Annotated in this window: 23 protein-coding genes; 14 read left to right on the top strand and 9 right to left on the bottom strand. The window is 52.0% G+C overall.

Features of this window, described 5'->3' with window-relative positions; all coding sequences use genetic code 11:
• Positions 1 to 35 precede the first annotated feature (35 nt).
• Together I6L53_RS12415 and gapA are read right to left on the bottom strand one after the other, a co-directional pair.
• On the bottom strand, positions 36 to 920 hold the full coding sequence (locus I6L53_RS12415) for a D-hexose-6-phosphate mutarotase (RefSeq protein WP_042319485.1): 885 nt from the start codon (positions 918 to 920) through the stop codon (positions 36 to 38).
• Between the two features lie 74 nt (positions 921 to 994).
• Positions 995 to 1,990 carry a glyceraldehyde-3-phosphate dehydrogenase gene (gene gapA, locus I6L53_RS12410; protein ID WP_042319484.1) on the bottom strand — a complete coding sequence of 332 codons (996 nt, stop codon included), beginning with the start codon at positions 1,988 to 1,990 and terminating at the stop codon, positions 995 to 997.
• Between the two features lie 342 nt (positions 1,991 to 2,332).
• Here gapA and msrB point away from each other — a divergent pair, with 342 nt between their 5' ends.
• Both msrB and I6L53_RS12400 read left to right on the top strand, forming a co-directional pair.
• Positions 2,333 to 2,746 (top strand): peptide-methionine (R)-S-oxide reductase MsrB, encoded by a 414-nt coding sequence (gene msrB, locus I6L53_RS12405; protein WP_042319481.1) that lies wholly within the window; start codon positions 2,333 to 2,335, stop codon positions 2,744 to 2,746.
• A gap of 41 nt (positions 2,747 to 2,787) precedes the next feature.
• Positions 2,788 to 3,063 carry a YeaC family protein gene (locus I6L53_RS12400; protein WP_042319479.1) on the top strand — a complete coding sequence of 92 codons (276 nt, stop codon included), beginning with the start codon at positions 2,788 to 2,790 and terminating at the stop codon, positions 3,061 to 3,063.
• A gap of 53 nt (positions 3,064 to 3,116) precedes the next feature.
• On the opposite strand, the gene yajD is transcribed toward I6L53_RS12400, so the two are convergent.
• Together yajD and chiD are read right to left on the bottom strand one after the other, a co-directional pair.
• Entirely contained in the window at positions 3,117 to 3,461 is a 345-nt protein-coding gene (yajD, locus tag I6L53_RS12395) for an HNH nuclease YajD (protein ID WP_042319478.1), read from the bottom strand.
• Positions 3,462 to 3,626: 165 nt separating this feature from the next.
• Positions 3,627 to 4,880 carry a chitinase ChiD gene (gene chiD / locus I6L53_RS12390; protein ID WP_042319474.1) on the bottom strand — a complete coding sequence of 418 codons (1,254 nt, stop codon included), beginning with the start codon at positions 4,878 to 4,880 and terminating at the stop codon, positions 3,627 to 3,629.
• Positions 4,881 to 5,181: 301 nt separating this feature from the next.
• Between chiD and I6L53_RS12385 the strand changes: the two genes are divergently transcribed.
• The 8 genes from I6L53_RS12385 (at position 5,182) to I6L53_RS12350 (ending at position 14,096) form a co-directional block, all read left to right on the top strand.
• A complete protein-coding gene (locus I6L53_RS12385) occupies positions 5,182 to 6,258 on the top strand; it encodes a zinc-binding dehydrogenase (protein WP_042319472.1) in 1,077 nt (358 codons plus the stop codon).
• Positions 6,259 to 6,284: 26 nt separating this feature from the next.
• Positions 6,285 to 7,664, top strand: a complete 1,380-nt coding sequence (locus I6L53_RS12380) for an MFS transporter (RefSeq protein WP_072015694.1) — start codon at positions 6,285 to 6,287, stop codon at positions 7,662 to 7,664.
• Between the two features lie 10 nt (positions 7,665 to 7,674).
• Positions 7,675 to 8,718 (top strand): NAD(P)-dependent alcohol dehydrogenase, encoded by a 1,044-nt coding sequence (locus I6L53_RS12375; protein WP_042319469.1) that lies wholly within the window; start codon positions 7,675 to 7,677, stop codon positions 8,716 to 8,718.
• A gap of 143 nt (positions 8,719 to 8,861) precedes the next feature.
• Positions 8,862 to 9,698, top strand: a complete 837-nt coding sequence (locus tag I6L53_RS12370; RefSeq protein WP_042319467.1) for a ketose-bisphosphate aldolase — start codon at positions 8,862 to 8,864, stop codon at positions 9,696 to 9,698.
• A 4-nt stretch (positions 9,699 to 9,702) separates the two neighbouring features.
• Complete coding sequence (locus tag I6L53_RS12365) at positions 9,703 to 10,650, top strand: carbohydrate kinase family protein (RefSeq protein ID WP_042319465.1); 948 nt, start codon at positions 9,703 to 9,705, stop codon at positions 10,648 to 10,650.
• 9 nt (positions 10,651 to 10,659) lie between these two features.
• Positions 10,660 to 11,643 (top strand): NADH-dependent methylglyoxal reductase, encoded by a 984-nt coding sequence (gene ydjG / locus I6L53_RS12360; RefSeq protein WP_042319463.1) that lies wholly within the window; start codon positions 10,660 to 10,662, stop codon positions 11,641 to 11,643.
• Between the two features lie 136 nt (positions 11,644 to 11,779).
• Positions 11,780 to 12,538, top strand: a complete 759-nt coding sequence (locus I6L53_RS12355; protein ID WP_042319462.1) for a DeoR/GlpR family DNA-binding transcription regulator — start codon at positions 11,780 to 11,782, stop codon at positions 12,536 to 12,538.
• A gap of 199 nt (positions 12,539 to 12,737) precedes the next feature.
• Positions 12,738 to 14,096 (top strand): MFS transporter, encoded by a 1,359-nt coding sequence (locus tag I6L53_RS12350; protein ID WP_042319460.1) that lies wholly within the window; start codon positions 12,738 to 12,740, stop codon positions 14,094 to 14,096.
• Between the two features lie 39 nt (positions 14,097 to 14,135).
• Here I6L53_RS12350 and pncA read toward each other — a convergent pair whose 3' ends face one another.
• From pncA to sppA, 3 genes are read right to left on the bottom strand one after another with little or no spacing between them, the layout of a single operon-like run.
• Complete coding sequence (gene pncA, locus I6L53_RS12345) at positions 14,136 to 14,777, bottom strand: bifunctional nicotinamidase/pyrazinamidase (protein WP_042319459.1); 642 nt, start codon at positions 14,775 to 14,777, stop codon at positions 14,136 to 14,138.
• A 10-nt stretch (positions 14,778 to 14,787) separates the two neighbouring features.
• On the bottom strand, positions 14,788 to 15,804 hold the full coding sequence (gene ansA / locus I6L53_RS12340) for an asparaginase (protein ID WP_042319457.1): 1,017 nt from the start codon (positions 15,802 to 15,804) through the stop codon (positions 14,788 to 14,790).
• A gap of 57 nt (positions 15,805 to 15,861) precedes the next feature.
• On the bottom strand, positions 15,862 to 17,718 hold the full coding sequence (gene sppA, locus I6L53_RS12335) for a signal peptide peptidase SppA (RefSeq protein WP_042319455.1): 1,857 nt from the start codon (positions 17,716 to 17,718) through the stop codon (positions 15,862 to 15,864).
• A 165-nt stretch (positions 17,719 to 17,883) separates the two neighbouring features.
• Between sppA and I6L53_RS12330 the strand changes: the two genes are divergently transcribed.
• The 3 genes from I6L53_RS12330 (at position 17,884) to topB (ending at position 21,543) form a co-directional block, all read left to right on the top strand.
• Positions 17,884 to 18,435, top strand: a complete 552-nt coding sequence (locus tag I6L53_RS12330; protein ID WP_042319453.1) for an NAD(P)H nitroreductase — start codon at positions 17,884 to 17,886, stop codon at positions 18,433 to 18,435.
• A 116-nt stretch (positions 18,436 to 18,551) separates the two neighbouring features.
• Positions 18,552 to 19,595, top strand: coding sequence for a selenide, water dikinase SelD (gene selD, locus I6L53_RS12325; protein WP_042319451.1), 1,044 nt, complete (start codon positions 18,552 to 18,554; stop codon positions 19,593 to 19,595).
• A gap of 4 nt (positions 19,596 to 19,599) precedes the next feature.
• Positions 19,600 to 21,543 (top strand): DNA topoisomerase III, encoded by a 1,944-nt coding sequence (gene topB, locus I6L53_RS12320; protein ID WP_042319450.1) that lies wholly within the window; start codon positions 19,600 to 19,602, stop codon positions 21,541 to 21,543.
• A 21-nt stretch (positions 21,544 to 21,564) separates the two neighbouring features.
• Here the strand turns inward: topB and gdhA are convergent, their stop codons facing one another.
• Positions 21,565 to 22,908 (bottom strand): NADP-specific glutamate dehydrogenase, encoded by a 1,344-nt coding sequence (gene gdhA / locus I6L53_RS12315; protein WP_042319448.1) that lies wholly within the window; start codon positions 22,906 to 22,908, stop codon positions 21,565 to 21,567.
• Positions 22,909 to 23,161: 253 nt separating this feature from the next.
• Here gdhA and I6L53_RS12310 point away from each other — a divergent pair, with 253 nt between their 5' ends.
• Positions 23,162 to 23,422 (top strand): YnjH family protein, encoded by a 261-nt coding sequence (locus tag I6L53_RS12310; protein WP_174349490.1) that lies wholly within the window; start codon positions 23,162 to 23,164, stop codon positions 23,420 to 23,422.
• Here I6L53_RS12310 and I6L53_RS12305 read toward each other — a convergent pair.
• A complete protein-coding gene (locus I6L53_RS12305; protein WP_072015693.1) occupies positions 23,382 to 23,798 on the bottom strand; it encodes a pyrimidine (deoxy)nucleoside triphosphate diphosphatase in 417 nt (138 codons plus the stop codon). The genes I6L53_RS12310 and I6L53_RS12305 overlap by 41 nt on opposite strands.
• Positions 23,799 to 23,858: the final 60 nt, after the last annotated feature.

Below are 23,858 nucleotides of genomic sequence, written 5' to 3'. Positions count from 1 at the left end.
GGGTAACGCCTTATCAGGCGTACGAATACTGATGCTTAACGTCTGGCGACGCGAATGGTCTGTGCCAGGCGGGACGGTTTCTCATCAGTCGTCTTCTGTTCCGCCGTGGCGTACGCCGTTTCCACGCACACAAAAGTTTTATAGCCATCGTCCGGCATATCGCCCATGCTCACGGACAGCGCCGGGCCGGGGTTCCAGCCGACCACGTTGAGGTGGTGATGATGCACGACGTCGATGTTGCGCTTTAGTGCAGCATCGTGAATCACGCTGCAAGCTTCCGGGTTCAGATAGACGCGGTCGGTACGATCCGGGAAGGTCTGCACGCCATCGATCAGCGCATCTTCTTTTGCATTGTTCACTTTATCGATAAAACGATCGCCAAGACCGCTGACTTTCACCGCTGCAATGTCACCAACGTTGAAATAGGTATGCAGCGCGGAGGTTGTTTCAAATTCACCGTGCGCTTCCAGTTCGATCTCACAGGTTTTACCCACTTTAAAGCGCGCCAGCAGGGTGAAATTATGCGGCCAGTACTGGCGAGTCGCTTCGCTGTTTTGCAGTTCAAAGGTTAGCACTACACCGTTGTCATCTTCATTATGCGCTTTCAGCGTCCATGGCAGGTTACGGGCAAAGCCATGAGAGGGAAGTCCTTGCTGTGCCGCCGGACCAAACCATGGCCAGCAGATCGGCACGCCGCCACGCAGCGCGACGCCATTTTTAAACGGCGTGTTGTTGCTCAGCCACAGAACTTCTTCTTCTCCTGCTGGTTTCCAGGAGAGCAGGTGCGCGCCCTGTAATGCGAAAGACGCTTTTACCTGGGGGTGGTCGATGACAATCACATCCAGTTCGTCAAGCTGACGGCGGGAGAGGACAGGGGTAATGTGTTCGATTACCGGAAGTGCAAAAATTTTATTAATCATGATGCAATCCTTTCTCTTCAGGCAAAAAAAAGAGCGACCGAAGTCGCTCTTACAGATTACTGTCTCATCTCAACTTATTTGGAGATGTGAGCAATCAGATCCAGAACCTTGTTGGAATAACCGGTTTCGTTGTCGTACCAGGAAACCAGTTTCACGAAGTTGTCGTTCAGTGCGATACCTGCTTTAGCATCGAACACGGAAGTGCAAACTTCGCCGTTGAAATCGGTAGAAACAACGTCGTCTTCGGTGTAACCCAGAACGCCTTTCATCGGGCCTTCGGAAGCAGCTTTGATCGCTTTCTTAATGTCTTCGTAAGAAGCGGCTTTTTCCAGACGAACGGTCAGGTCAACAACGGATACGTTCGGAGTCGGAACGCGGAACGCCATACCTGTCAGTTTGCCATTCAGTTCTGGCAGTACTTTACCGACAGCTTTAGCTGCACCGGTAGAGGATGGGATGATGTTCTGAGCCGCGCCACGGCCGCCGCGCCAGTCTTTATGAGACGGGCCATCAACGGTTTTCTGAGTAGCGGTGGTTGCGTGAACAGTGGTCATCAGACCTTCGATGATGCCGAAGTTGTCGTTGATCACTTTTGCCAGCGGAGCCAGGCAGTTGGTGGTGCAGGATGCGTTGGAAACGATGTCCTGGCCAGCATACTTGTCAAAGTTAGCGCCTTTAACAAACATCGGGGTATCGTCTTTGGACGGACCAGTCAGTACGACTTTTTTCGCGCCAGCAGTGATGTGCTTACGAGCAGTCTCGTCGGTCAGGAAGATACCGGTCGCTTCAGCCACTACGTCAACACCAACTTCGTCCCATTTCAGGTTAGCCGGATCACGTTCAGCGGTAACACGGATTTTTTTACCGTTAACGATCAGATGACCGTCTTTCACTTCAACGGTACCGTCGAAACGGCCGTGAGTGGAGTCATATTTCAGCATGTAAGCCATGTATTCAGCGTCTAACAGGTCGTTGATTGCAACGATCTCGATGTCAGAACGTTTCTGAGCAGCACGGAAAACAATGCGACCGATACGGCCAAAACCGTTGATACCTACTTTGATAGTCATATATTCCACCAGCTATTTGTTAGTGAATAAAAGGTTGCCTGTAAAATTACAAAAACCTTACGCAGCGTCAAGCGGAATCGTGTCAATCATTGCGACAAATCAATCCTCTGCACAAGCTTTGCGCGGCTGACTCGCCTCACTCTTCCATTGGGCTTGAAACCACATGGGGGCGGCGCCCCGAATTTTAAAGGGCAACTGAGATAAAAATGTGACCTATATCACGATTCACAAGCTGCCATTTCGCAAGGATCAAGTTTAGAACAAAAGTCTGCACTGAGGTGTTAATGTTTTGTTAGAATCTATCGCGCAATGTCAGTGTCATAAAAAGTGAGATGTGAGCAAATGGCGAACAAACCTTCTGCGGAAGATCTGAAAAAAAACCTGTCTGAAATGCAGTTCTATGTGACGCAGAATCACGGCACAGAACCCCCCTTTACCGGGCAGTTGCTGCATAACAAGCGTGAAGGCGTCTATCACTGTTTGATCTGCGATGCGCCGCTATTTACCTCCCAGTCTAAATACGATTCCGGTTGCGGCTGGCCCAGCTTCTACGAGCCGGTGAGTGAAGAGTCGATCCGTTACATCAAGGACTTCTCACACGGCATGCAACGTATTGAAATTCGCTGTGGAAACTGCGATGCCCATCTGGGGCATGTCTTCCCGGATGGGCCGCAACCCACTGGCGAACGTTACTGTGTCAATTCAGCGTCTCTGAGTTTCACCGACGACGAAAACGGCGATCAGACTAAAGGTTGAAAAAACGATTCAGCAAATTATTCCATAGGAGGGGACTTATCATGAATCTTGATGAGATAGTTAACAGCATGACGCCGGAAGTGTATCAGCGCTTATCAACCGCCGTTGAACTGGGTAAATGGCCGGATGGCGTGGCGCTCACTCCGGAGCAAAAAGATAACAGTCTGCAACTGGTGATGCTCTGGCAGGCGCGCCACAATACTGACGCTCAGCATATGACGATCGATACCAACGGACAGATGGTGATGAAGAGCAAACAGCAACTGAAGATCGATTTCGGCATTACGCCAGAACCGATTGTGACGTTTAAATCCTGATATCGCGCAGTGAGGCCCGGTATTTTGTAGATCCGCCGGGCTAACGCGTCGGATTATTTTTTATTCAGCATTGCTTTCAGATCGGCAAAAGGATTGTACGTGGCTTCGCCGACGCTCTTTTGCGCATCCTCACCCGCCACCACCGTGGAACCATACTGATCGGCTTCCGTGTATTTGGAATGCTCATGATCGTGGCAGTACAGGCACAACATTTCCCAGTTGCTGCCGTCTTCCGGGTTATTGGAATGATCGTGATCGATATGATGTACCGTCAGTTCGCGAAGATTTGAATAGACAAACTCGCGGGAACAGCGGCCGCAGACCCACGGAAAGAGTTTCAGCGCCTTTTCCCGGTAGCCAACTTCCAGACGGGCGTAATTTTTAGGGATAAAAGCCATACAATCCCATGCCTCCAGTTGAAAATGAAACGTGACGTCAAACGCTGACGCAACGGCGTGTAACCATCATAACCGATCCCGTTTCGCGTAACACACCTCATCCCACCGCTTACGAAAAAAATGCCCCATGCGAACGCACAGAGCATTTTCAGTCATGGACGCGGCTTAGTGCGTAATACCTAAAGATTCCGCCAGCTGTCTCGCGAGCTGATTGTTGTTATCCGCGCCGTACTCCCAGAACATGGCGCCTGCCAGGCCACGTTTCTTGATGTATTCCGCTTTGATTGCCACCGAGCGGGGATTTTCGTACGAAAGAGCAAATAGCGGCTTACCCTCAGCCGACTGAACGGACAGCCACGGCACCATCGCCTGGGCGTCCCAGTGTTCGGTAAAACGCTTCTGCGGATCGTTGAGGAACGTTTTGACAATGTCGTTGTACTTCACGTAGGTATCTTTGGTCAGATCGACTCCCAGCGATTTAAACAGCGCGATTTCCTGTTCGCCAAAATAGGGCTGAGTGACCGGATTTTTTTGTGCGTCCGGTTTCGTCCAGTCAATTCCCGGCTCTACAGAACGTTTGGGAACGCGACCATAAAACCCGATCCCCAGATTCATCTGCTGCGGCTTCAGTCCGGCGGCAAGGTAGTTGTTGACCACACCGTCGACGCTGTACTTATCGGCGACAGCCACGGTTGGCCAGTCCTTAGAGTCATACAGGTTGGCGTTGAAATACTGCGTTCCGTAGGCCATGTCATAGGTCATTAGATTGATATAGTCGAGCAGAGGGGCAATCGCCTTCACGTCCACCCAACTTTTCGGGCTTTCCGCATTCGCCCCGACGGCTATTGTCACCAGTTTATGGCTGCCGACCGCCTGACGCAGTTCTTTCAGCAGCAGCGTGAAGTTCTCGCGGTCGTCAGGCTGACTGGCAACCAGTCCCCAGGCACCGTTGACCGGGTATTCCCAGTCCAGATCGATACCATCGAGGTCGTATTTCCGCATGATCTCCATCGCGGACTGGATAAATACGGCGCGGGTTTCCGGCGTTGCGGCTGCGCCCGAGAATCCGCGCGCCCCCCAGCCGCCGACCGAAAACAGGACTTTCAGCTGTGGATTCTGTTTACGCAGCACCGGGAGCAGGGCGAGATCAGACTCCACTTTTGGCGACAGCCAGATCTGATGAAGCCTGGTCGGATCTTTTAGCGCGGCGTTGGTTTCATCTTTTTCAGCGTTGTAAATCAGGCCGAATGAGTAGTTAAGGTGGGTAATCTGGCGGACATCCAGGGTGTTGATATTGCCGCCCGGTCCGGCGGTGACATCTCCGCCACCGTTGAAGTAGCCGACGGACATCATCGAACTGGCGGACGCGACAGACGCGCAAAGCAAGGGTAATGCTGCCAACAAGGGCAAACGTTTCATAGCGATCCTCTTTGACATTAAAAATACAAAGCAAACACGCCACGGAAATGGCGTGGCGAAAAAACAGCCTGAACAAATTAGCATCTTTGCAGAGGGAAAACTGCGAAGGCGTTCACGCCATCTTTCCCGGCGCTGCGTCCCCGGCACCTGGTTATCTTCTGGGTGGATTTCTCCATATTTGTGATCTGAGTTGCGAAATGCAGAGTAAATTCTGTGTTTTAAAGATTCAATGTTGACCTCAAAGATTTTGTGGGTAAGTATGATGGACATTGATGCAAAACTAAACACAAAGGAAAAAGCAATGAAAGCACTGGCAAGATTTGGTAAGGCCTTTGGTGGCTACAAGATGATTGATGTTCCGCAACCTACATGCGGCCCTGAAGATGTGGTGATTGAAATCAAAGCGGCGGCAATCTGCGGTGCAGATATGAAGCATTACAACGTCGACAGCGGTTCCGATCAATTTAATTCCATTCGTGGTCATGAGTTTGCAGGTTGTATTACGCAGGTAGGGGAAAAGGTTAAAGACTGGAAGGTTGGTCAGCGTGTGGTTTCAGACAACAGTGGGCATGTCTGTGGCGTTTGCCCGGCGTGTGAACAGGGGGATTTTCTGTGTTGTACAGAAAAAGTGAATCTGGGGTTGGATAATAACACCTGGGGTGGGGGATTTTCGAAATATTGCCTGGTGCCGGGTGAAATCCTGAAAATTCATCGCCATGCCCTGTGGGAGATCCCGGAAAACGTTGATTATGAAGAGGCCGCGGTACTGGATCCCATCTGCAACGCCTATAAATCTATTGCTCAACAATCCAGATTCTTGCCAGGTCAGGATGTAGTGGTGATTGGTACGGGCCCGTTGGGTCTGTTCTCCGTACAAATGGCCCGCATCATGGGCGCAGTCAATATTGTGATGGTCGGCCTGGAAGAGGATGTTCCTGTACGTTTCCCTGTAGCTAAAGAACTCGGCGCGACGGCGGTCGTTAACGGCTCCACAGAAGATTTGGTCGCACGTTGTCAGGAAATCTGCGGTAGAGACAATCTTGGCCTGGTGATTGAGTGTTCCGGCGCCAACATTGCCCTGAAGCAGTCTATCGAAATGCTGCGTCCTAACGGTGAAGTTGTGCGCGTTGGTATGGGGTTTAAGCCGCTCGATTTCTCCATTAACGACATCACGGCGTGGAATAAAAGCATTATCGGGCATATGGCCTACGATTCAACCTCCTGGCGTAATGCCATTCGTTTGCTCGCCAGCGGCGCTATCCAGGTCAAACCGATGATTACGCATCGTATTGGTCTGTCACAGTGGCGCGACGGCTTTGACGCGATGGTCGATAAGACGGCGATCAAAGTGATTATGACCTACGACTTTGATGAATAACCCTTCAGCTAAAGGAACGTTATCGAATGGAACAGATAACAAAGCCACACTGCGGTGCCAGGCTCGACCGCCTGCCAGATTGTCGCTGGCACGCATCAATGTTTGCGATGGTTGCCTTTGGGTTACTTGTCTGCTGGAGCAATGCCGTCGGTGGATTGATCCTCGCGCAGCTAAAAGAGTTAGGCTGGACTGATAATTCCACAACCGCGACTTTTTCCGCGATTACCACGGCGGGGATGTTCCTCGGCGCACTGGTTGGTGGAATTATCGGTGATAAAACCGGACGCAGGAATGCGTTTATCCTCTATGAAGCGATTCATATTATAGCCATGGTGGTAGGCGCATTTTCGCCAAATATGGATTTCCTTATTGCCTGCCGTTTTGTCATGGGCGTCGGGTTAGGGGCACTGCTGGTTACTTTGTTTGCCGGATTTACGGAGTATATGCCGGGAAGAAACCGGGGCACCTGGTCGAGTCGGGTTTCGTTTATCGGTAACTGGTCGTATCCACTATGCTCACTCATCGCGATGGGACTCACGCCGTTGATTAGCGCAGAGTGGAACTGGCGTGTGCAGTTGTTAATCCCGGCCGCATTATCACTTATTGCCACTGCACTAGCCTGGCGCTGGTTCCCGGAATCTCCTCGCTGGCTGGAGTCACGCGGACGCTACCAGGAAGCGGAAAAGGTCATGCGGGCGATTGAAGAAGGGGTGATGCGTCAAACGGGCAAGCCGTTGCCACCGGTCGTCATCGAAGACGATGGCAAACTGCCGCGTTCAGTACCGTATTCCGCATTGCTGACCGGCGTATTGCTGAAGCGCGTTGTTTTGGGCTCCTGCGTGCTGATCGCCATGAACGTCGTGCAATACACGTTAATTAACTGGTTGCCGACAATATTCATGACTCAGGGGATCAACCTGAAAGATTCCATTGTATTAAATACGATGAGTATGTTCGGCGCGCCGTTTGGTATTTTCATCGCCATGTTGGTAATGGATAAAATTCCCCGCAAAACCATGGGCGTGGGGTTATTAATATTGATTGCCGTCCTCGGGTATATCTATTCATTGCAAACCAGCATGTTGTTGATTACCTTAATTGGTTTTTTCCTGATTACCTTTGTCTATATGTATGTCTGTTACGCTTCAGCCGTTTATGTACCGGAAATCTGGCCGACGGAAGCGAAGCTTAGAGGATCGGGCCTGGCGAATGCCGTCGGTCGAATCAGTGGGATTGCTGCGCCTTACGCCGTTGCGGTGTTGCTTAACGGTTATGGTGTGACAGGCGTCTTCATCCTGCTGGGGGCCGTCTCAATTATTGTCGCAGTTGCTATTGCCACTATCGGAATAGAAACCAAAGGTGTCTCGGTTGAGAGTCTGGGTATTGATGCGGTAACTAATAAATAAAGGAATGAAAATGCAAAACTCTAAAGCGATATTAGAAACACCGGGGACGATGAAAATTATCGCCGCCGATATTCCGGTGCCGAAAGATGACGAAGTGCTGATCAAGGTCGAGTATGTCGGGATTTGCGGTTCTGATGTTCACGGTTTTGAATCGGGGCCGTTTATTCCGCCAAAAGATCCGAATCAGGAAATTGGACTGGGTCATGAGTGTGCCGGGACGGTGGTGGCCGTAGGTAACCGTGTCAGTAAATTTAAGCCGGGCGATCGGGTGAATATTGAGCCAGGCGTCCCATGCGGGCATTGTCGCTATTGCCTGGAAGGTAAATACAACATCTGTCCGGACGTCGATTTTATGGCGACCCAGCCCAACTATCGAGGTGCCTTAACGCACTATCTGTGTCACCCCGAGAGCTTTACTTATAAGCTTCCGGAGAATATGGACACAATAGAGGGCGCGTTGGTTGAGCCTGCTGCCGTCGGAATGCATGCGGCAATGTTGGCGGATGTTAAGCCTGGGAAAAAAATCGTCATTCTCGGTGCGGGTTGCATTGGTCTGATGACATTGCAGGCCTGTAAATGCCTTGGTGCCACTGACATCGCCGTGGTCGATGTTCTGGAAAAACGGCTGGCAATGGCTGAGCAGCTCGGTGCGACCTTCGTAATCAATGGGGCAAAAGAGGATACCGTCGCATGCTGTCAGCAGTTTTCTGGGGAGATGGGGGCTGACATCGTTTTTGAAACTGCAGGTTCCGCTATCACGGTTAAGCAGGCGCCGTATCTGGTGATGCGCGGCGGGAAAATCATGATTGTTGGTACTGTACCAGGGGACTCGGCAATTAATTTCCTCAAAATTAACCGTGAAGTGTCAATTCAGACGGTTTTCCGCTACGCGAATCGTTATCCGGTCACCATTGAGGCCATTTCATCTGGTCGTTTCGATGTGAAATCGATGGTGACACATATTTATGACTATGAAGAGGTTCAGCGCGCATTTGATGAGTCGGTAAATAACAAACAAGACATTATTAAGGGTGTAATTAAAGTTATGTCCTAAATAATTCAAGTTACAGAAAGGCGGCAAGGAAGTGAATCCCGGAAGCTTACATAACCACGAAGCTGGGATGAGATAACGCAGCCACACCTCTGCAACCTGAAGTATGACGAGTAGCGTAATTAATTTAAACGGGAGAAATAGCAATGCTGGCAGATATTAAATATTGGGAAAACGACGCGCAAAATAAACATTATGCAATAGCCCACTTTAATGTGTGGAATGCGGAAATGTTAATGGGCGTAATTGATGCAGCACAAGAGGCCAAGTCACCGGTAATTATCTCTTTTGGTACGGGGTTTGTGGGGAATACCTCATTTGAAGACTTTTCACATATGATGGTCTCGATGGCGAAAAAAGCGTCGGTGCCGGTGATTACCCACTGGGATCACGGGCGCAGTATGGAGATTATCCATAATGCCTGGACTCACGGGATGAATTCGTTAATGCGCGACGCCTCCGCTTTTGACTTTGAAGAAAATATCCGCCTGACTAAAGAAGCTGTTGATTTCTTTCATCCGTTAGGTATTCCGGTTGAAGCCGAACTGGGTCACGTGGGGAATGAAACGGTCTATGAAGAGGCGCTGGCAGGATACCATTATACCGATCCCAGCCAGGCGGCGGAGTTTGTTGAACGGACCGGCTGTGATTCACTGGCTGTCGCCATCGGTAATCAGCATGGTGTCTATACCTCCGAACCAAAGCTGAACTTCGAAGTGGTTGAACGCGTACGTCAGGCCGTTTCTGTGCCGTTGGTACTGCACGGGGCTTCGGGTATCAGCGATGCTGATATTAAAACGGCCATTTCACTCGGTATTGCCAAGATCAATATTCATACAGAATTGTGCCAGGCGGCGATGGTGGCGGTAAAAGAGAATCAGGATCAACCGTTCCTGCATCTGGAGCGCGAAGTGCGCAGAGCGGTTAAAGAGCGAGCGCTGGAAAAAATCAGTCTATTTGGTTCAGACGGCAAAGCGGAATAAAGATATGGACGAGATCGAAGTGCTTTGCATCGGTGCGGCAATCGTCGATATTCCCTTGCAACCGGTTAGTAAAAATATCTTTGATGTAGATTCTTACCCTTTAGAACGAATCGCCATGACCACGGGAGGGGATGCCATCAATGAGGCTACCATCATTTCCCGACTTGGGCATCGTACGGCATTGATGAGTCGCGTGGGGGATGATGCGGCAGGTCATTTTATTCTTGAGCACTGCTACAAAGAGAATATTGATATTCAAAGCCTGAGACTGGACGCTGAAATTGATACCTCGATTAACGTGGGGCTGGTTACTGCGGATGGTGAGCGAACATTTGTCACCAATCGCAATGGCAGCTTGTGGAAATTGAATATCAACGATATCGATTTTGAACGTTTTTCTCAGGTCAAACTGCTCTCGCTGGCAAGTATTTTCAATAGCCCGTTGCTGGATGGCAAAGTATTAACGGAAATTTTTGTCCGGGCGAAGGCGCAGAAGTTGATCATTTGCGCTGACATGATCAAACCCCGGCTCAATGAAATGCTGGAGGATATTCAGGAAGCGTTGAGTTTTGTCGATTATTTGTTTCCAAATTTTGATGAGGCAAAAAAGCTCACCGGGAAAGAGACGCTGGATGAAATTGCCGATCGTTTTCTCCAGTGCGGTGTAAAAACGGTGGTGATTAAAACCGGTAAGAAAGGCTGCTTTATCAAAGGTGCTGATATAAGAATGGAAGTACCTGCAGTGTCCGGAATTACTGCCATCGACACGATCGGAGCCGGTGATAATTTTGCCTCTGGATTTATCGCTGCTCTACTTGAGGGAAAAACGCTGCGTGAATGCGCGCTGTTTGCTAACGCGACAGCCGCGATATCGGTCCTCAGCGTAGGGGCAACAACGGGTGTGCAAAACAGAAAGCTGGTGGAACAACTCCTGGATGAATACGAAGGATAATAGCGGCAGATGAAAATGATACCTTTAGGCAGCACTGAGATTACGCTCTCCAGAATGGGGCTGGGCACATGGGCCATCGGCGGCGGACCAGCGTGGAATGGCGATCTCGATCTACAGACATGCATCGATACCATTATTGAAGCGCATCGCTGTGGCATCAACCTGATTGATACTGCGCCAGGATACAACTTTGGCAATAGCGAAGTGATTGTCGGTCAGGCGCTGAAGCAGTTACCGCGTAGAGAAATCGTCGTTGAGACCAAGTGCGGTATTGTCTGGGAGCGCGAAGGAAGCTTATTCAATAAAGTCGGCGATCGTCAGTTGTATAAAAATCTCTCACCAGAGTCTATCCGGGAAGAGGTTGACTCCAGCCTGCAACGTCTGGGGATTGATTGCATCGATATTTATATGACCCACTGGCAGTCGGTACCGCCATTTTTTACTCCAATTGCGGATACTGTCGCTGTACTTAATGAGCTAAAGGCCGAAGGGAAGATTCGTTCAATTGGGGCCGCGAATGTGGATGCCTCTCATATCCGCGAATACCTTAAACACGGTGAGCTGGATATTGTGCAAGCGAAGTACAGCATTCTGGATCGGGCGCTGGAAACGGAATTGCTGCCGCTTTGTCGTGAGCATGGCATCGTGGTACAAGTCTACTCCCCGCTGGAGCAGGGACTACTCACAGGCACAATAACGCGTGACTACATCCCAGGCGGTGCCAGGGCGAATAAAGTCTGGTTCCAGCGTGAGAATATGCTGCGTGTTATCGATATGCTGGAACAGTGGCGACCACTGTGCGACAAATATCACTGTTCTGTGCCAACGCTGGCGCTGGCCTGGATATTGAAACAGAGTGATTTAATTTCAATACTCAGTGGCGCGACCGCACCGGAGCAGGTCCGCGAGAATGTTGAAGCGCTAACCATCACCTTAACAGATGACGACGCATTATTGATGAGGGAAATGGCGGAAGCGTTAAATAATAAATAAGAGCGATAAGCACCACCTCTGTTTCTGTGTTAAAAGACATGAAAATCTGTGATTCAGACATGTTCTTTTGAAAATAAACATGGCCTATGAGATACTAAGTACTTATCATGACGTTGAAGGAAACAGAGGTGTAACTGTGGCGGCAAAAGACAGAATTCAGGCAATTAAGCAAATGGTTGCCAATGACAAGAAAGTGGTGGTTTCTAATTTAAGCGCGATATTTCAGGTGACTGAAGAAACCATTCGCCGCGATCTGGAGAAACTTGAAGATGAAGGTTTTTTAACGCGCACCTATGGTGGCGCAGTATTAAATACAACGGCGTTATCTGACAACATCCATTTTTACAAGCGGGCAAAATCGTTCTATGAGGAGAAGCAGATTATTGCGCGTAACGCACTACCGTTTATTAAAAATAAGACAACAATGGCGGCGGACTCCAGTAGTACGGCCATGGAATTGTTGAAATTATTAAAAGAAAGAAACGATCTCACGTTATTAACGAATTCAGCAGAAGCGTTTCATGAACTGGCACAATCGGAAATTAATGTGGTCTCGACCGGTGGTGAGTTAAATAAAAATACGCTTTCCTTACAGGGACGGATCACCAAAGAGATTATCAGTCGTTACCACGTGGACATTATGGTGATGAGCTGTAAAGGACTCGACAGGGAAAGTGGCGCCCTTGATTCTAACGAGGCTGAAGCCGAGATCAAGAAAACCATGATTCGGCAAGCGACGGAAGTGGCGCTGCTGGTGGATCACTCGAAATTCGATCGCAAAGCTTTTGTCCAGCTAGTAGATTTAAACAATATCAATTATATCATAACGAATAAAGCACCCGGTGAAGAATGGATTGCATTTTGCAAAAAAAATAACATCCAGCTGGTTTTTTAAGTTTTAGGTTTATGCAGCCGATATTATTTTAGTTCACACCTGGTGGATGTTAAATACAAAGTGATGATGAATGACGCGGCAACGTCCAGCTTGCCGCTGAGTCACAATTTAATATACTCGTTTATTCCGTGTGCATAATACAGAGTATGTACTGCAAATTTCGGGTTAGCGGGAAATGATGAGTATTTGAGGTACCCAGATGGAACAATATGATCATATCGGTGCAAGACTGGACCGTTTGCCTTTAGCCCGGTTTCATTTTCGCATCTTTGGCATTATCAGTTTTAGCTTATTATTGACGGGGTTTCTTAGCTATTCCGGCAACGTGGTGTTGGCAAAACTGGTGAGTAATGGATGGTCCAATAATTTCCTCAATGCTGCGTTTACCTCGGCATTGATGTTCGGTTATTTCATCGGCTCTCTGACCGGCGGCTTCATTGGCGATTATCTCGGACGTCGAAAAGCGTTTCGTATGAATCTGCTGATCGTGGGCATTTCCGCAACTGCGGCTTCTTTTGTTCCCAACATGTACTGGCTTATCTTCTTTCGCTGTCTTATGGGGACAGGAATGGGAGCGCTTATCATGGTGGGCTATGCGTCATTTACGGAGTTCATTCCGGCGACGGTCAGGGGAAAATGGTCTGCAAGGCTCTCTTTTGTCGGTAACTGGGCACCGATGTTGTCTGCGGCCATCGGCGTTGCCGTTATTGCCCTGTTGAGCTGGCGAGTGATGTTTCTCCTGGGTGGGGTTGGCATGCTGCTGGCCTGGTACCTTTCCGGAAAATACTTCATTGAATCGCCCCGCTGGCTGGCGGGTAAAGGTCGACAATGTGTTGCGGAAAAACATCTGCGTGACGTTGAGATACAAATTGAAAAAGAGAAGAGCATCACCTTGCCTCCGCCTGCGGATAAACCGGAATCTCACTCAATCAGTGAGGAGCATGGATCATTCTGGCTGCTGTTTAAAGGACAGATGTTGCGCCGCACGCTGGTGGCTATTACCGTACTTATCGCGATGAATATTTCGCTCTATACCATTACCGTGTGGATCCCAACGATTTTTGTTAACTCAGGTATTGATGTCACCAAATCTATTTTTATGACCGCCATTATTATGATTGGCGCACCCGTCGGTATCTTTATCGCCGCTTTGATTATTGACCGTTATCCGCGACGGTTATTTGGCTCATTGCTACTGGTCATTATTGCGCTATTAGGATATGTCTATTCAATTCAGACGGCTGAATGGGCCATTCTGAGCTATGGTCTGGTGATGATTTTTTTCCTGTATATGTACGTCTGTTTTGCCTCGGCGGTCTATGTTCCGGAGCTGTGGCCGACACATTTACGCCTGCGCGGGTCAGGATTTGTGAATGCTGTAGGGCGTATTGTGGCGGTATTTACACCGTATGGCGTGGCAGTATTACTGACACAATACGGCTCGGTCACCGTATTCATTGTGCTGGGCGCTATGCTGGTAGTTTGCGCGTTAATCCTGTTTTTCTTCGGTATTGAAACGCGAATGGTATCGCTCGAGGAGATTTCTACTCTGAACTAACGTGGGAGAATGGCGAGGGGATCGCCATCCTCCTGCAGGTTAACTCTGCGTCTCTTCCCAGTCGGCGAGGGTATAGAGCGTGGCACCTGCGGCGGCCATTTCCATAAAGGCATGGGCACTGTCCTGCGGCTGAATGTTCACGCCGCGACAGCCGTCGGTAATCACGTTCACCGTATAGCCCAGTTGCAGCGCATCCATAACCGTAAACTTGACGCAATAGTCAGTCGCCAGCCCCATGACGATCAGTTCATCCACTTCATGCTGGCGAAGCCATGCGTCCAGTCCGGTTTTCTGTCGACGGCCATTATCAAAAAAAGCGCTGTAGCTGTCGACCAACGGGTTCTCGCCCTTATGGAAAACGGCCGCTATCGCCTTGCGGTTCAGCAGGGGATGAAACGCCGCGCCCTCGGTATTCTGCACACAGTGATCGGGCCAGAAGGTTTGCGCCATACCGTCCAGTTGCCCTTGGCTGTATGGCTGGGCCTGATGTTGACTGGCGAAACTACCGTGGTTCGCAGGATGCCAGTCCTGGCTTGCGATCACCGCATCGCCGCGCGTCTGACACCATGCGATCAGGCGGTTAGCGATATCAACAGTGCTGTCGCCCTCCGGAACCGCCAGCGCGCCGCCGGCGCAGAAATCGTTTTGTAAATCGACCAGTAACAGCGCACGCTGTGCCATTCGTTTCTCCTTAGTCGTCCGGCGTGAGTTCACCACGCAGGTTCTGTGTCATCGCCTTGCGAATGGCATCGGTATCAAGCCCTTTGCTGAGCAGATAATGCAGTTTGGTCAGGGTTGCTTCAACGGTCATATCCGCACCGCCAATCACGCCCGCATGTGCCAGTGCGTTGCCGGTGGCGTAGCCGCCCATGTTTACTTTCCCCGATATGCACTGCGTGAGGTTCACTACCACGATACCGCGATCGCTGGCTTCGCTAAGCTCTTTCAGGAACGCTTTATTCTGCGGCGCGTTACCGACACCGTAGGAGCGCAGAATCAGCGCTTTTACCGGCTGGCGCAAGAAGTTACGCACCACATCGGCGGAGATCCCTGGATAAATGGTGACAACACCAATCGGCTGCGGCGTGATCGGGTGGACAATCAGTTCGCCTTCGCTTCGCGGGGCCGGCGGCGTACTCAGGCGACGGATGTGGATACCCGCTTCCAGCAGCGGCTGGAGGTTAGGGGAGGCGAAAGCATCGAAGCCATCAGCATGCGCCTTTGTCGTGCGGTTACCGCGAAAAAGGCGATTGTTGAAGAACAGGGTGACTTCATTGATCGGATAGTTTGCCGCTACGTACAGCGCGTTGAGTAGATTGATTTGTCCATCAGAACGCAGCTCCGCCAACGGGATTTGTGACCCTGTCACAATGACCGGCTTGCCCAGATTCTCTAACATGAATGAGAGTGCTGAGGCGGTAAACGCCATGGTGTCGGTGCCGTGAAGGATCACAAAACCGTCGTACCGATCGTAATGGGTTTTGATGTCGTCGGCGATATGCTGCCAGTCTTCCGGCGTCATATCTGACGAATCCATTAGCGGGGCATATTCATGAATGGTGAAGTCAGGCATTTCCGGGCGGTGAAATTCGGGCATCAGCGCCAGCTGACGCTGAAGGTGTCCGGAGACCGGGATGTAACCCTGTTCGGAGCGCTGCATACCAATAGTCCCGCCGGTATAGGCAACGTAAATCGATTTCTTCTGCATGGCTATTATCTTGTCGCTCAAGGATAAATCCCTCTTCACAGGAAGAGGGATTGAGGATTAACGCACGTTAGCGCAGGTCAGACAGAACGCATAACGGTTTTGCGGATCGTTGAACGCAGCGAGCTTATCGCCTTCCGCTTTGACCGTACTGGCCGCTGAGGCCAGCGGCGCAGGGAGCATGGCCTGAATCGCCTGCGGCAGCATGGCGCGGACGGAGCCTGACATGCCGTCCATAACCATATCAAAGAAGGTCGGCTCATCCTGATAATAGTCGATATGCCACGCCTTAAGTTTTGCCAGTTCAGCCGCTTTAGCGACCGCATCGTCGAAATCACCCAGGCTGTCGACCAGACCGTTCGCTTTGGCGTCCTGACCGGTCCAGACGTGGCCCTGAGCGATTTTATCAATCTGCTCAGGCGTGGATTTACGCGCCTGCGCCACCAGGGTGATAAAGCGCTTATAGCCATTCTCAATGCTCAGTTGCATCATCTGCTGCGCTTCCGGCGGCAGGGCTTTGGTCAGCGAAATATCGGCCAGCGGTGAAGTGGCGACGCCGTCGGTGTGCACGCCAATCGAATCGAGGCTGTTTTCGACGGTGTTGATCACCCCGAAGATACCAATCGAACCGGTCAGGGTGCTTGGGTTGGCCACAATATAGCTGGCTGGCGTGGAGATCCAGTAACCGCCAGAGGCTGCCATTCCGCCCATCGACACCACGACTGGCTTACCGGCCGCGCGCGCGGCGGCCAGTTCTGAACGAATCACTTCCGAGGCCGTCACGCTGCCGCCAGGGCTGTTTACGCGCAGGACAATGGCTTTCACTTTCGGATCCAGACGCGCGTCGCGAATTTGCGAGGCGGTGGTGTCCCCGCCGACGTTCCCCGGCGTTTCTTCACCATCCATGATGGCACCGTTGGCAAAGACGACGCCGATGGAACTGCCCGTATCCGCAGGCGGATTGAGCGTATAGTCGTAGTAGCTGATGGCGCGATAGTTATTCTCGGCTTTGCTCCAGCCAAACTGTTTAGTCAGCGCTTTTTCCACTTCGGCGCTGGAAAGCAGGGCGTCGACCAGTTTGCTGTCGAGCGCGTACTTCGCGGTATCACCATCGGCTTTCGTCAGCGCATCCAGAACGCCCTGCGCGCCAGGGAAGACCTGCTCAGCCGGAATTTGACGATTGGCGGCAATGGTATTCAGGTAGTTCTGCCACAGTTCGCCAATCCAGCGGCTGTCCGCTTCTCGCGCTGCCGGGGACATGTCGTCACGAATAAACGGCTCGACGGCAGATTTATAGGTTCCAACGCGGAACACGTGGGTGGAAACTTTCAGCTTATCCAGCAGGGATTTGTAATAGAGTCCGTTGGTGGCAAAACCGTGAATATCTACGGAGCCCTGCGGCGACAGCCAGATTTTATTGGCGAAACTGGCGAGGTAATACTGACCCTGACTGAAGTTATCGCCAACGGCATAGACCGGCTTTCCGCTATCGCGGAATTCTCGTAGCGCTTTGCCGATATACTGCATTGACGGCTGGTCGGCACCGGCGAAGTTTTTCAGATCCATCACAATACCGGTGATATTGCGATCGTCTTTGGCCTGACGAATGGTATTGACGATATCGAACAGAGAGTTTTCCTGCAGGCGATCGGAGCTGGCGCCCAGCAGTTGACGGCTGAGCACGCCAAGACGACTGGTACTGGACGGTTTATCGACGATCACCCCGGAAATATCTAACATCAGGGCACCGCGACCGACTTTATCGCTGGTATTATTGTTGCTGACCTGCATCCAGACTCCCACGCCGACAAGGACCAGGAAGATAAAGAACAGGTTAAGCACCATCTCGCGGACAAAATTAAGCAGTCGCCACGTCCATTTAAAAAAACCGGCAATGAATCGCCACAGGGTTCGCATGTATTCTCCCTACCGTTACAAATACTACACCTGGGTCAGGTGTATGAGATGTGGCTATCCTAATGACCCTGCCGTCTCTTGTCAGCAGGAATCACTGTCGGCGCTGTAACAAAATCTGCTCTCGTGTTAATTTTGTGAATATTCACCCTGACAGGAGTTAACCAAATGGATGCACTTGAATTACTTGTTAACCGCCGCAGCGCCTCTCGCCTGGCCGAGCCTGCACCTGCCGGTGAGCAACTGCAAAATATTCTCCGTGCGGGCATGCGCGCGCCGGACCATAAGACTCTGCAACCGTGGCATTTCTTCGTTATTGAAGGCGACGGGCGCGACCGTTTCAGCGCGGTGCTGGAAAAAGGGGCGATTGCCGCCGGGAGCGATGAAAAAGGGATCGAAAAAGCGCGTACCGCGCCGTTTCGCGCGCCGCTTATCATCACGGTGGTCGCGAAATGCGACGAAAATCATAAGGTCCCGGTCTGGGAACAGGAAATGTCCGCTGGCTGTGCGGTGATGGCGATGCAAATGGCGGCCATCGCACAGGGCTTCGGTGGTATCTGGCGTAGCGGTGCGTTAACCGACAGTCCGGTAGTGCGCGACGCGTTTAACTGCCGTACGCAGGATAAGATCGTCGGCTTCCTCTACCTCGGTACGCCGCAACTGAAAGCGTCCACCACCATTAGCGTGCCGGATACCGCGCCGTTTGTGACGAAATTTTAGTTAATTCTGCAAAACTGTCTGGATTCTGAGCAAAGACGCCGGAATTCGGACACTCTCTCTTATCACATCATGGAATGAGCGCTACCATAGCCCGATTGCAATGACAGGAGATGTCCATGAGCGAGCAAGCTATTCGTTTAACGCAGTACAGCCACGGAGCGGGTTGCGGTTGTAAAATTTCCCCGAAAGTGCTGGAAACTATCCTGCACAGCGAGCAGGCGAAGTTTGTCGACCCGAACCTGCTTGTGGGAAATGAAACCCGCGACGATGCGGCGGTATACGATCTGGGCAACGGCACCAGCGTCATCAGTACCACCGACTTCTTTATGCCGATTGTCGATGATCCGTTTGATTTTGGCCGCATTGCGGCGACCAACGCCATTAGCGATATTTTCGCGATGGGCGGCAAACCGATTATGGCGATCGCGATCCTGGGCTGGCCAATCAACAAGCTGTCACCAGAAATCGCCCGCGAAGTGACCGAAGGCGGACGCTTTGCCTGCCGTCAGGCGGGTATTGCGCTGGCGGGTGGCCACTCGATTGATGCGCCGGAACCGATCTTCGGTCTGGCCGTGACCGGCATTGTTCCCACCGAACGGGTGAAGAAAAACAGCACCGCTCAGGCTGGCTGTAAGCTGTTCCTGACCAAACCGTTGGGCATTGGCGTATTAACCACCGCTGAGAAAAAATCGCTGTTGAAACCTGAGCATCAGGGGCTGGCGACGGAAGTAATGTGTCGGATGAACATTGCCGGGGCGTCATTTGCCAACATCGACGGCGTCAAAGCCATGACCGATGTGACGGGATTTGGCCTGCTGGGCCACCTCAGCGAGATGTGCCAGGGCGCAGGCGTGCAGGCGCAGATCCGCTATCAGGACATCCCTAAACTACCGGGTGTGGAAGAGTACATTCGTCTGGGCGCCGTGCCGGGTGGAACAGAGCGTAACTTTGCCAGTTACGGACACCTGATGGGTGAAATGCCCCAGGCGGTACGCTCTCTGCTGTGCGATCCACAAACGTCCGGTGGCCTGCTGCTGGCGGTGACGCCAGACGCCGAAGAAGAAGTCAAAGCGACAGCCGCTGAGTTTGGTATCGAACTGACGGCGATTGGTGAACTGGTTGATGCCCGTGGCGGTCGCGCCATGGTTGAGATCCGTTAATAGAATGCGGTTGTTTATTGCCGAAAAGCCGAGTCTGGCGCGTGCCATTGCCGATGTTCTGCCTAAACCGCATCGCAAAGGTGATGGCTTTATTGAATGCGGTAACGGTCAGGTGGTGACCTGGTGTATTGGTCACCTGCTTGAACAGGCGCAACCCGATGTCTATGACAGTCGTTATGCGCGCTGGAATCTGGCCGACCTGCCCATCGTGCCGGAAAAGTGGCAATTGCAGCCGCGTCCTTCCGTGACCAAACAGCTCAACGTGATCAAGCGCTTTCTGCACGAGGCCAGTGAGGTTATCCACGCAGGTGACCCGGATCGCGAAGGGCAACTGCTGGTGGATGAGGTGCTGGATTACCTGCAACTGGCGCCGGAAAAACGCCATCAGGTTCAGCGTTGTTTGATTAACGATCTCAACCCGCAGGCCGTAGAGCGCGCCATTGAACGTCTGCGTTCAAACAGTGAATTTGTGCCATTGTGCGTGTCGGCGCTGGCCCGTGCCCGCGCGGACTGGCTGTACGGCATCAACATGACCCGGGCCTACACTATCCTCGGACGTAACGCCGGTTATCAGGGGGTGCTCTCCGTCGGGCGCGTACAGACGCCAGTGCTTGGTCTGGTGGTACGCCGTGACGAAGAGATCGAAAACTTCGTTGCCAAAGATTTCTTTGAAGTGAAAGCGCATATCGTGACGCCAGCGGATGAACGGTTTACCGCCATCTGGCAGCCGAGCGAAGCGTGCGAACCTTATCAGGACGAAGAGGGGCGTCTGCTGCACCGTCCGTTGGCAGAGCATGTGGTTAACCGTATCAACGGACAACCGGCGATTGTCACCAGCTATAACGATAAACGGGAATCAGAATCCGCGCCGTTACCGTTTTCGCTCTCTGCCTTGCAGATTGAAGCGGCAAAACGCTTTGGTCTGAGCGCGCAGAACGTGCTCGACATCTGCCAGAAACTGTATGAAACCCATAAACTGATTACCTATCCGCGTTCTGATTGCCGCTATCTGCCGGAAGAGCACTTTGCCGGACGTCATGCGGTGATGAACGCCATCGGCGTGCATGCGCCGGATCTGCTGCCGCAACCGGCGGTGAATCCCGATACCCGCAATCGCTGCTGGGATGACAAAAAGGTCGATGCGCACCACGCGATTATCCCTACCGCGCGCAGTAACAGCATCAGTCTGACGGAGAATGAGGCGAAGGTATACAACCTGGTAGCCCGTCAGTATCTGATGCAGTTCTGCCCGGACGCGGTATTCCGTAAATGTGTGATTGAACTGGACATCGCGAAGGGCAAATTCGTTGCCAAAGCCCGGTTCCTCGCAGAAGCTGGCTGGCGGACGCTGCTCGGCAGTAAAGAGCGGGATGAAGAGAACGACGGTACGCCGCTGCCGGTAGTGGCAAAAGACGATGAATTGCTGTGTGAAAAGGGTGAGGTTGTTGAACGCCAGACCCAGCCGCCGCGACACTTTACCGATGCCACGCTGCTGTCGGCGATGACCGGGATCGCGCGCTTCGTGCAGGATAAAGATCTGAAAAAGATCCTCCGTGCAACCGATGGGCTGGGCACCGAAGCCACCCGTGCCGGGATCATTGAACTGCTGTTTAAGCGCGGCTTTCTTGTCAAAAAAGGGCGTTATATTCACTCTACCGATGCCGGAAAAGCGCTGTTTCACTCGCTGCCGGAGATGGCGACCCGCCCGGATATGACCGCCCACTGGGAATCGATACTGACGCAAATCAGTGAAAAGCAGTGCCGTTATCAGGATTTTATGCAACCGCTGGTGGGGACACTGTATCAACTGATCGATCAGGCGCGGAGTACGCCGGTACGCCGCTTCCGCGGCATTGTGGCGCCCGGCGACGCGGAGAAGAAAAAGAGCGCGCCCCGCAAACGCGCGGCGAAAAAAAGCCCGCCATCAGCAGAGGCGGGCGTGTTATAAGGTAGTTAGTGCGGCGGTGAATTAAATCACACCCTGACCAAACATGGCGTCGGCAATCTTCACGAAGGCTGAGATGTTTGCCCCACGAACATAGTTGGTTTGTTTGCTCTCGCCGCCGTACTCAACGCAGGCATGGTGAATATCAAGCATGATGTGGTGCAGACGGGCATCCACTTTCTCCGCTTTCCAGCTCAGACGCGCAGCGTTCTGCGCCATTTCCAGACCGGAAGTGGCAACGCCACCGGCATTCGCCGCTTTGCCAGGTGCAAACAGCACGCCGGCTTCAAGGAACAGGTCGGTCGCTTCGATGGTGGTCGGCATGTTTGCCCCTTCCGCTACGGCCTTCACGCCGTTGGCAATAAGCTGACGGGCGGCGTCGACATCAAGTTCGTTCTGCGTGGCGCACGGCAGGGCGATATCGACCGGCACTGACCACGGCTGTTTGCCTTCCAGATAGGTCAGACCAAACTCACGGGCGTAGTCCGCCACGCGACCGTCGCGGCTGGCTTTGATTTCGCAAAGACGTGCCAGCTTCTCTTTCGTAAAGCCGCTTTCATCCACGACGGTGCCGCTGGAGTCGGAGGCGGTCACCACGCGAGCGCCAAATTCCATCGCTTTTTCAATGGCAAACTGCGCCACGTTGCCGGAGCCAGAAACCGCCACGCGCATCCCTTCAAAGCCCAGACCATGCCGTTTGAGCATCGCTTCGGTGAAGTAGACCAGACCGTAACCGGTTGCTTCCGGGCGGATAAGGCTGCCGCCGAAGGAGAGACCTTTACCGGTAAACACACAGCTGCTGTTGTTGGAAAGCTTACGCATCATCCCGGCCATAAAGCCCACTTCACGACCACCCACACCGATATCACCAGCAGGAACGTCAGTATCCGGGCCCAGATGACGATACAGTTCAGTCATCAGCGCCTGGCAGAAACGCATCACTTCGCCTTCACTTTTGCCTTTCGGGTCGAAATCGCTCCCGCCTTTACCACCGCCCATCGGCAGGGTGGTCAGCGCGTTTTTGAAGGTTTGTTCAAAGCCGAGGAACTTCAGGATCGACAGGTTAACGGAAGGGTGGAAGCGCATCCCGCCTTTGTACGGGCCAATCGCCGAATTGAACTGAACGCGCCATGCACGGTTAACCTGGACCTGATTACGATCGTCCAGCCACACGACGCGGAACTGAATCACACGCTCTGGCTCAACCAAACGTTCCAGCAATGACATCTCACGATAACGCGGGTTTTGCTCAATGAACGGCCACAGGGTGGTCATGACTTCACGAACGGCTTGCGCGAACTCGGTTTGATTCGGGTCGCGCTTTTGGACATGGTTGAGGAATGATTCCAGAGAGCGTGTCTGATCCATAGATATAAAAACCTCTTATATTTTAATGTGGTTGTATTTATGTTGTTTGTATTAAGTGCATTTGCAGATTTTGACTATACCACCAGGAATGTGACGGATAGCAAGAAAAAAATGCCGGTGCCAGACAAATTAATAACGAAACGGCTGTCATAACAAAAAGCGATGACAGAAGAGATTAAAGTTTCCCGCGCGGGTTACCGTTATACTGAGAACAGTCCCGTAATAGTAAGGAAATGCTATGCGTTTTATCGCGATGGCGGCAGCGCTGATGACACTCTCTTTATCCACCCTGGCGAATCAGAATATTCGCCCTGATGTTCAGGTGAACGTGCCGCCGGAGGTTTTCAGTTCCGGCGGGCAGCGCACGCAGCCCTGTAACCAATGCTGCATTTATCAGGATCAGAATTATTCAGAAGGGGCAGTGATTAAAGCTGATGGCGTATTGTTGCAGTGCCAGCGCGATGAGAAAACGCTCAGCACGAATCCGCTGGTCTGGCGTCGCGTAAAACCATAAAAGCGTTAAGCAGGGGGATGTCGGCGGGGGCGAGCGGATAGTCCAGCGCGGCTTGCGGAGTGCACCACACCAGTTGTTGGTGCTCATGCGCCATCACCTCTCCGCTGAACGTGGGGATATGCCAGGCATGCAGATGAATCATCCGCCCGGAGACTTCACGCTGATGGCTGGCAATATAGCATCCCACCGTGGCTTCAATCCCCAGCTCTTCACGCAGTTCGCGAACCAGCGCCTGCGGTTGCGTTTCACCCGCTTCCACCTTGCCACCGGCAAACTCCCATAAGCCTGCCTGGTCTGCCTGCGGCGGGCGCTGGGCAAGCAAAATTTTTCCATCGCGCTCAATGATTGCGGCAACAACGTCGAGGGTTTTCATCATATTCGTCAATGTTCAACAGCAGAAAGTGACATACTATCGTCATCTTTGATTGACCTGAAG

Origin of the sequence: Citrobacter farmeri (genome assembly GCF_019048065.1) — a bacterium.
Lineage (GTDB): Bacteria > Pseudomonadota > Gammaproteobacteria > Enterobacterales > Enterobacteriaceae > Citrobacter_A > Citrobacter_A farmeri.
The sequence above is the reverse complement of the archived record's forward strand: the minus strand, read 5'-3'. Positions and strand labels throughout refer to the sequence as shown.